Source organism: Derxia lacustris (assembly GCF_002105195.1).
Lineage (GTDB): Bacteria > Pseudomonadota > Gammaproteobacteria > Burkholderiales > Burkholderiaceae_E > Derxia > Derxia lacustris.
In genome coordinates this window covers 47,309-55,136 of record NZ_MUHU01000027.1, presented here as the reverse complement: position 1 = coordinate 55,136, position 7,828 = coordinate 47,309, and the positions used below count along the sequence as shown (strand labels likewise).

Sequence of the window (7,828 nt, the reverse complement as noted above, 5' to 3'; positions counted from 1 at the left end):
GTTCCTTGCGCGCATGGCCGGTGCACGAGTACACCGCGCTCCAGGTCAAGAAGGCCACCGTCGGCACCGGCCATGCGCGCAAGGAACAGGTGCAGGACATGGTCGTGCGCCTGCTCACGCTGAGCGGCACGCCGCAGGCCGACGCGGCCGACGCGCTGGCCTGCGCGATCACCCATGCGCATGCCGGCCACGGCATCGGCGCGGCGGCAGCAGCGCTCGGCGTGACCCAGCGCTCGGGCCGGGCGCGCTTTCGCGGCGGGCGGCTGGTGGGCTGAGCACCGGGACAGGGGCGCGCAGCCAGGTCGGCCGCATGGCGCGGCGCCCGCCGGCGCGCGCGCCACGACGCCTGTCGCGGCAGCCTTGTTTCCACCTCTGTCGTGGCAGCCCCTCGGCTACGCTCGCCCATCCTTCACTCCCGACTGCCCCCAAGATGATCGGCAAGCTCACCGGCCGCCTGCTCGAAAAGACGCCTCCCACCGTGCTCGTCGACGTGCACGGCGTGGGCTATGAAGTGGACGTGCCGATGAGCACGTTCTACGCCCTGCCGCCGCTCGGCGAGACGGTGTCGCTGCGCACCCATTTCGTGGTGCGCGAGGACGCCCAGCTGCTCTACGGCTTTGCCACCGAGGCCGAGCGCGCCGCCTTCCGCCAGCTGCTCAAGATCAGCGGCGTGGGCGCGCGGATTGCGCTGGCGGTGCTGTCCGGCCTGTCGGTCGATGAGCTGGCGCTGGCCATCGTCCAGCAGGAGGCGGCCCAGCTGGTGCGCGTGCCCGGCATCGGCAAGAAGACCGCCGAGCGGCTGCTGCTCGAACTCAAGGGCAAGATCGGCGCGCCGGCCGGCGGCCTGCCCGCCGGCCTCGACGGCGCGCCCGGCACGGCCGCCAACGACGCCGACCAGTCCGATGTGCTCAATGCGCTGGTCGCGCTCGGCTACTCGGAGCGCGAGGCGGTGGCGGTGGTCAAGAAGCTGCCGCCCGGCGCCTCGGTCGAGGACGGCATCCGCGCCGCGCTGCGCCTGCTCGCGCGAGGTTGATCGCCGCCCGACGTCTGCCGTTTCAGGAGCCCGCCATGCCCGTCCCCGTCCCGCGCCCGACCCGCGATTCCGAGCTTCATGGCACACCGGCGCCGGCCGCCGCGCTGCTCGCCGGATGGCTCGCGCTGACGCTGCCCGGCGGCGCGCTGGCGCAGACGCCGGCGGACTTCGACGGCGCCACGCCGGCCGCGCGCACCGCCGCCGCGCCGAGCGCCGCCGCCGGCAGCGCCGACCGCGCCAGCGCCATCTCGGGCTGGCGCTTTCTGCTCGACAACGACCGCTTCGTGCTGCCGGCGCGCAGCGATGGCGGCTATACCGGCGGCTGGCGCTTCGACTACGGCTTTGCGCCCGCCGCCACGCCGGGCTGGCTGGAACCGGCGCGCCAGCTCGGCGGCGCGCTGCTGGGCGGGCCGGCCACGCTCGACTTCAGCCTGGGCCAGCTCGCCTACACGCCGCGCGATGCCCGCATCGCCACGCCCCAGCCCGACGAGCGGCCCTGGGCCGGCCTCCTCTATGCCGCGCTGTCGGCGCACCGGCTCGATGCCGGCTTCTACCGCTCGCTCGAACTCAAGCTCGGCGTGGTCGGGCCGGCGTCGCTGGCGCGCCAGGCGCAGAAGGAAGTGCATCGGATCGTCGGCTCGGACGATCCGGCCGGCTGGGACAACCAGTTGCGGGCCCATCCGGCGGCGCAGGTCGAGGCGATCGGCGTGCTGCGGGCGGCCGAATGGGGCCCGCTCGGCGTGGACGTGAACGCCGGCGCGGTGGCCGGCACGCTGCGCAACTACGGCGAGGTCGGGCTCGGTCTGGTGCTGGGCGCGCGGCCGCCACGGCTGCCGGCGCTCACGCCCAATGTGCATGAGCGCGTGGTGTTCGACGCCGCCGCCATGCGCGAACTCGGCGCCGACGGCTGGCACGGGCTGAGCGCCTTCGCCCATGCCGGCGCGCAGTTCTACGCCAGCAACCGCTTCATCACCGGCGGCACCTACGGCCCGCGACCCGAGGTGGATGTGCGCCATTCGGTCGGCACGATCAGCGCCGGCCTGCACTGGGCCTTCGCGCGCGACTGGACGCTGAGCTATGTGCAGATCCGGCGCGGCGCCGATTACGTCTCGCGCAACCCGGCCGTGGGCGAGACGCCCGAGCGCTGGGGCGGCGTGCAGCTCACGCATACCTGCGGCTGCTGAGGGCGGCGCTGCGGCGCATCGGCAGGCGCGGCTGCGCGGCGGCCATGTCGCGCACGCCATGCGCGGCCCGCGCCGCCGCCGCGCTTCACAAGCCGGGCAAGCCGCCCAGCCGCCACGCGAAAAAGCCGAACACATCCGCCCGCTCGTCGAGCCATTGCGCGCGCGTGCTGCCCGGGCCGTGGCCGCCCTGCCAGTCGATGCGCAGCAGCACCGGCGCGGCCCCGGGCGCCGGATCGGCGGCGCGCAGCCGGGCCGCCATCTTGGCGCTGTGCCAGGGCTCGACGCGCGGATCGTTGATGCCGGCGGTCAGCAGCACCGCCGGATGGCGCTGGCCCGGCGCGATGTGCTCATAAGGGCTCATCGCGCGCAGCGCCGCAAAGCCGGCCGCGTCGGTCACGCTGCCGAATTCGGCGATGTTGGGCACGCCGTTGGCGGCGGTCTCGGCGCGCAGCAGGTCGAGCAGGCCCGACGAGACGACCGCCGCGCCGAACAGCGCCGGCCGCTCGGTGATGGCGCGCCCGGCCACGATGGCGCCGGCGCTCGCGCCCCAGATGCCGAGCCGCTCCGGCGCGGTGAGCCGGCGCGCGACCAGCGCCTCGGCGCAGGCCAGCGTGTCGAGCCAGCTGTTGGGCTTGGCGGCGCCGCTGCCGGCGGCCTGCCAGTCGCGCCCGTACACGCCCGAGCCGCGCGGATCGACCACCGCGAACACGCCGCCGGCCTGGACCCAGGCCAGCCGCGACGGCGAAAAGATCGGGTCTTCGGTGGCGCCGTAGGCGGCATAGGCCCAGACGATGGCCGGCCGGCTGGCATCGGCCGGCGCGTCGCGGCGCCGGATGACGGTCATCGGCACGAGCACGCCGTCATGCGACGGCACGAACCAGTCCTCGGCCAGCAGCTCGTCGCGGGCGCGGCCGGGCGCTTGCAGGCCGGTGTTGCGCAGGCTGCCGTCGGCGCCGACCTCGGCCAGCCAGCGCGGCTCGGTCCAGCCTTGCAAATCGAGCAGCAGGCCGGGCAGGCGGCGGTCGGCGACGTTGTCGGCCAGGCTGAAGCCAAGGCCGGCGGGCAGCGGGATCGGGCGCAGGCGGGCGGCGTCGGTGGGACTGGCCGCCCCCGGGCGCGCGCCGGCCGGAGCGGCGCCCGCATCGCCGGCCGCGTCGTCGAGCCGGTAGAGCCGCTTGGCCAGCCCCTCGCGCGCTTCCACGTACAGCCCGTCGGCGGCGACCGCGATGCCGGCCAGCACGCGCTGGCTCTCGGCCACCAGGGTCGGCGCGCTGGCGGCGTCGAAGCGGGCGAGCGGCGCGCCGACCAGCCGGCGCCGCGCGGCGTCGCGCTCCACCAGCGCCCAGGCGCGGCCGCGCGCAAATGCGAAATCGACCACGCCGTCCTCGCGCCGCGCGAGCCGCCGCCACGCCGGCCGGCCGGCACGCAGGTCGTCGAGCCGCGCATGCCACAGCTCCAGCGCGGCGGTCACGCCGTCGGTAAAGCGCGCGACCGCATCGCCGTCGTCGGACAGCAGCAGCGCCGGAAAGCGGATCGTCGGCGGGCCGATCTCGGGCGCGTCGAGGTCTTCGTCGCCGGGCAGCGGCACCAGCCGCGCGCTGGCCGCCGGCGCGCCGACCGTCAGGCGCCAGAGCCGGCTGCCGCGATAGCGGTCGGTGGCCGGGCTGTCGATGCCGGCCGGCGGCAGACGCGCAAACCACAGCTCGCGTCCGTCGGGCGCGAAGGCGACTTCGCCGCGCGCCGCGCCCTCGACCGGCGTGCCCAGTTCGCGCCGCGTGCGCACGTCGATGAGATGCAGCGCGGCATTCTCGGCGCCGGCCACCGACAGACCGTAGGCCACCACGCGGCCGTCGGGCGCGGGCTCGAACCAGTCGATCGCATGCGGCCGGCCGCTGCGGCGTTCGAGCGCATCGGGATCGACCAACACGATCTCGGGCGCGGTCGGCCCGGCGCGCTGCACCAGCCGGAACTGGTTGGCGCCGCGTTCGCGCTTGAGATAGACCAGCGCGCCGCCCGGCAGCCGGCGCGGCGCATCGATGACGAAGGGCAGCTCGGCCTCGGCGTCGGCCAGCGCGCGCCGCAGCGCCTGACGCTGCGGCAGCGCGGCCAGCACGCGGCTGGCGTACAGGCCCTCGGCATGCAGCCAGTCGAGCACGCTCGGATCGCCGAGGTTCTCGAGCCAGCGCCAGGGGTCGCGCAGCACCTCGCCGTAATAGAAGTCGAGCGCCGGACGCTCGGGCACGCGCGGCGCGGCGGGCACGGGCGGCGGCTCGGCGCCGACGCGCGCGCCGGCGGCCAGGACCAGCAGCGCCAGCAGCCGGCGCAGCGCGGCGCACATCGGGCCAGCCGATCGCCATGCCGGCCAGGCGGCAGACGCGGCGCTCATGCCGCCACCGCCCGGCCGCGCGCCTCGGCCGTCGCCAGTTCCTGCGCCGACAGCGCCCAGCGCGTGCTGTCGCCCAGCCGCGCCACCGCCAGATCGATGAAGGCGCGCACCCGGCTCGGCAGCGCGCTGCGGCTGCCGTAATACACATGCACGCCCAGATGCTCGGCCACATGCGCCGTCAGCAGCGGCACCAGCCGGCCGGCGCGGATCGGCTCGGCCGCCGAAATGCCGGTCAGCTGGCCGATCACCTGACCCGACAGCACCGCCCGCACCTCCATCTCGGCATCGTTGGTGGTGATGGCCGGCGCCATGTCGCGCTGCACGCGCTGGCCGTCCACCGACAGTTCCCACGGCAGCAGCCGCCCGTTGACCGGATGGCGGAACACGCAGCAGCGATGCAGCGCCAGCTCGTCCACGCTGCGCGGCGCGCCATGCCGCGCGAGGTAGTCGGGCGTGGCGCAGACGATGAGCTGGAGCGAGAACAGCCGCCGCGCAATCACTCCCTCCTCGGCCGAGGTGCCGAAACGGAAACCCACATCGACCCGCTCGCGCACCCAGTCGCCGATGCGGTCGTCGAGCTGAACGTCGGGCTGCACGCCGGGATGGGCGGCGCAGAACTCGTCGATCAGCGGCCACACGACCGGCACGAATACCGACTGCGGCCCGACGATGCGCAGCGGCCCGGCGATGTCGTCCTTGGCATTGCGCACGCGTTGCAGCGCGCGGTCGAGCGCGGCGATGGCCGGCTGCGTGGCTTCGAGGAATTGCCGGCCCTCGTCGGTGAGGGCGATGGCGCGTGTGGTGCGGTGCAGCAGCCGCACGCCCAGATGCTCCTCGAGCTGCGCCAGCGCCTGGCTGGCCGCCTGCGGGCTCACGCCCTGGGCCGCCGCCGCACGCCGCAGGCTGCCCAGCTCGACCGCCTTGGCAAACATGGCGATGGCGCGCAGTTCGTTGATTGCCATGCGCAAACTCCCCCGGAAACGGCTGCCGATTATCAATTTCGGCTTGCGTGTGGTTCAAGTGTTTCGTGGCTAGTGCCTTGATAACGGCGGGCCTAAGGTGCGCCCTGAGCCGACCTGCATCTGCGGGCCCGGCATTTCCATCGCATCGCAAGGAACCGCCATGAAGCAACGTCAACTCGGCAGCAGCGGCCTCGAAGTGTCGGCCCTCGGCCTCGGCTGCATGGGCATGAGCATGTCCTACGGCACGCCGCCCGACCGGCAGGAAATGGTGGCGCTGCTGCGCGCCGCCGTCGAACGCGGCGTCAGCTTCTTCGACACCGCCGAGGTCTACGGGCCGTTCGTCAACGAAACCCTGCTCGGCGAGGCGCTGCGGCCGCTGCGCGAGCGCGTGGTCATCGCGACCAAGTTCGGCTTCAACGTCGATCCGGCCGGCAAGCCGGGCTGGTCGGGCCTGAACAGCCGGCCCGAGCACATCAAGGCCGTCGCCGACGCCTCGCTCAAGCGGCTGGGCATCGACTGCATCGACCTGTTCTACCAGCACCGCGTCGATCCCGACGTGCCGATCGAGGACGTGGCCGGCGCGGTGAAAGCGCTGATCGCGGCCGGCAAGGTGAAGCACTTCGGCCTGTCCGAGCCGTCGGCCGCGACGATCCGGCGCGCGCACGCGGTGCAGCCCGTCACGGCCGTGCAGAGCGAATACTCGTTGTGGACGCGCGGCCCCGAAGCCGAACTGCTGCCGGCGCTGGAGGAACTAGGCATCGGCTTCGTGCCCTATGCGCCGCTCGGCCGGGGCTTTCTCACCGGCGCCATCGGCGCGCAGAGCAGCTTCGAGAGCGGCGACTTCCGCAACTCGCTGCCGCGCTTCGCGCCCGAGGCGCGCGAAGCCAATCTGGCGCTGGTCGAGCTGCTGCGCGGCATCGGCGCGGCCCGACAGGCCACGCCGGCGCAGGTGGCGCTCGCCTGGCTGCTGGCGCGCAAGCCGTGGATCGTGCCGATTCCGGGCACGACCAGGCTCGCGCGGCTGGAGGAAAACCTCGGCGCGATCGCGCTGCAACTCACGCCCGCCGACCTCGCCGACATCGACCGGGCCGCCGCGCACATCGCGGTACAGGGCGCGCGCTACCCCGAACAGCTCGAAGCGCTGACCGGCCGCTGAACCCTCACTCCCAGGACATCCCCATGACCTTCCCCGTTCGCGGCTATGCCGCCCATTCGCCCACCGGTCGGCTCGGCCTGTTCGACTTCGACCGCCGCGATCCGCGCCCCGACGATGTCGTCATCGACATCCTGTTCTGCGGCGTCTGCCATTCCGACATCCACAACGTGCGCAACGACTGGGGCAATGCGGTCTATCCGATGGTGCCGGGCCACGAGATCGTCGGCCGGGTGCGCGCGGTCGGTGCCGAGGTCACGCGCTTCAAGGTCGGCGACGCGGTCGGCGTCGGCTGCCTGGTCGACTCGTGCCGGCATTGCGCCGCCTGCGGCAAGGGCTGGGAGCAGTACTGCGAAAACGGCATGACGCTGACCTACAACGATGTCGACCGGCATGACGGCCTGCCCACGCACGGCGGCTATTCCGAGCGGATCGTGGTCAGCGACGCCTTCGTGCTCAAGCTGCCCGACGGCCTCGATCTGGCCGGCGCCGCGCCGCTGCTGTGCGCGGGCATCACCACGTACTCGCCGCTGCGCCACTGGAAGGTGGGACCGGGCAGCAAGGTGGCGGTGGTCGGCCTCGGCGGCCTCGGCCACATGGCGCTCAAGCTCGCGCATGCGATGGGCGCCGAGGTCACGCTGTTCTCGCGCTCGCCGGGCAAGGAGGCCGATGCGCGCCGGCTCGGCGCCGATCACATCGTCATTTCCACCGACGAGGCGCAGATGGCCGCCGTGGCGCACCGCTTCGACCTCATCCTCGACACCGTGCCCACCGTCCACGACGTGAATCCCTATGTGCCGACGCTGGCCAACGGCGGCACGCTGGTGCTGCTCGGCTATCTGGGGCCGCTGGAGCCGGCGCTGAATTCGGCGCCGCTGGTGCTGGGCCGCCAGGCCGTGGCCGGCTCGCTGATCGGCGGCATCGCCGAGACGCAGGAGATGCTCGATTTCTGCGGCGAGCACGGCATCGCGTCCGACATCGAGACGATCCGCATCCAGGACATCGACGCGGCCTATGAACGCATGCTGCGCAGCGACGTGAAGTACCGCTTCGTCATCGACATGGCCTCGCTCAGCCAGCCCGGCTGAAGCGGTCGGCGACGGCGGCGCG

Annotated in this window: 7 protein-coding genes; 5 read left to right on the top strand and 2 right to left on the bottom strand. The window is 73.6% G+C overall.

Going from position 1 to position 7,828, the window contains the following annotated elements:
- From B9P64_RS19060 to B9P64_RS19050, 3 genes are all read left to right on the top strand, one after another.
- Window positions 1-275: crossover junction endodeoxyribonuclease RuvC (locus B9P64_RS19060; RefSeq protein WP_176256894.1), on the top strand; the 275-nt coding region annotated here is incomplete at its 5' end.
- A 155-nt stretch (window positions 276-430) separates the two neighbouring features.
- Entirely contained in the window at window positions 431-1,033 is a 603-nt protein-coding gene (ruvA, locus tag B9P64_RS19055; protein ID WP_085317760.1) for a Holliday junction branch migration protein RuvA, read from the top strand.
- 35 nt (window positions 1,034-1,068) lie between these two features.
- Entirely contained in the window at window positions 1,069-2,217 is a 1,149-nt protein-coding gene (locus B9P64_RS19050; RefSeq protein WP_085317759.1) for a lipid A deacylase LpxR family protein, read from the top strand.
- 85 nt (window positions 2,218-2,302) lie between these two features.
- Here B9P64_RS19050 and B9P64_RS19045 read toward each other — a convergent pair whose 3' ends face one another.
- Window positions 2,303-4,603 (bottom strand): prolyl oligopeptidase family serine peptidase, encoded by a 2,301-nt coding sequence (locus tag B9P64_RS19045; protein ID WP_085317758.1) that lies wholly within the window; start codon window positions 4,601-4,603, stop codon window positions 2,303-2,305.
- A complete protein-coding gene (locus B9P64_RS19040) occupies window positions 4,600-5,565 on the bottom strand; it encodes a LysR family transcriptional regulator (RefSeq protein ID WP_085317757.1) in 966 nt (321 codons plus the stop codon). Before B9P64_RS19040 ends, B9P64_RS19045 begins: the two co-directional genes overlap by 4 nt.
- A gap of 160 nt (window positions 5,566-5,725) precedes the next feature.
- On the opposite strand from B9P64_RS19040, the gene B9P64_RS19035 reads away from it, so the two are divergent.
- Both B9P64_RS19035 and B9P64_RS19030 read left to right on the top strand, forming a co-directional pair.
- Window positions 5,726-6,721 (top strand): aldo/keto reductase, encoded by a 996-nt coding sequence (locus B9P64_RS19035; RefSeq protein ID WP_085317756.1) that lies wholly within the window; start codon window positions 5,726-5,728, stop codon window positions 6,719-6,721.
- Between the two features lie 23 nt (window positions 6,722-6,744).
- Window positions 6,745-7,806 (top strand): NAD(P)-dependent alcohol dehydrogenase, encoded by a 1,062-nt coding sequence (locus B9P64_RS19030; RefSeq protein WP_085317755.1) that lies wholly within the window; start codon window positions 6,745-6,747, stop codon window positions 7,804-7,806.
- The last annotated feature ends 22 nt before the right edge of the window (window positions 7,807-7,828 follow it).

Bases quoted from the DNA above. Each gene is read 5' to 3' on its own strand.
- ruvA (WP_085317760.1), top strand. From the start codon at position 431: ATGATCGGCAAGCTCACCGGCCGCCTGCTCGAAAAGACGCCTCCCACC.
- B9P64_RS19050 (WP_085317759.1), top strand. From the start codon at position 1,069: ATGCCCGTCCCCGTCCCGCGCCCGACCCGCGATTCCGAGCTTCATGGC.
- B9P64_RS19045 (WP_085317758.1), bottom strand. From the start codon at position 4,603: ATGAGCGCCGCGTCTGCCGCCTGGCCGGCATGGCGATCGGCTGGCCCG.
- B9P64_RS19040 (WP_085317757.1), bottom strand. From the start codon at position 5,565: ATGGCAATCAACGAACTGCGCGCCATCGCCATGTTTGCCAAGGCGGTC.
- B9P64_RS19035 (WP_085317756.1), top strand. From the start codon at position 5,726: ATGAAGCAACGTCAACTCGGCAGCAGCGGCCTCGAAGTGTCGGCCCTC.
- B9P64_RS19030 (WP_085317755.1), top strand. From the start codon at position 6,745: ATGACCTTCCCCGTTCGCGGCTATGCCGCCCATTCGCCCACCGGTCGG.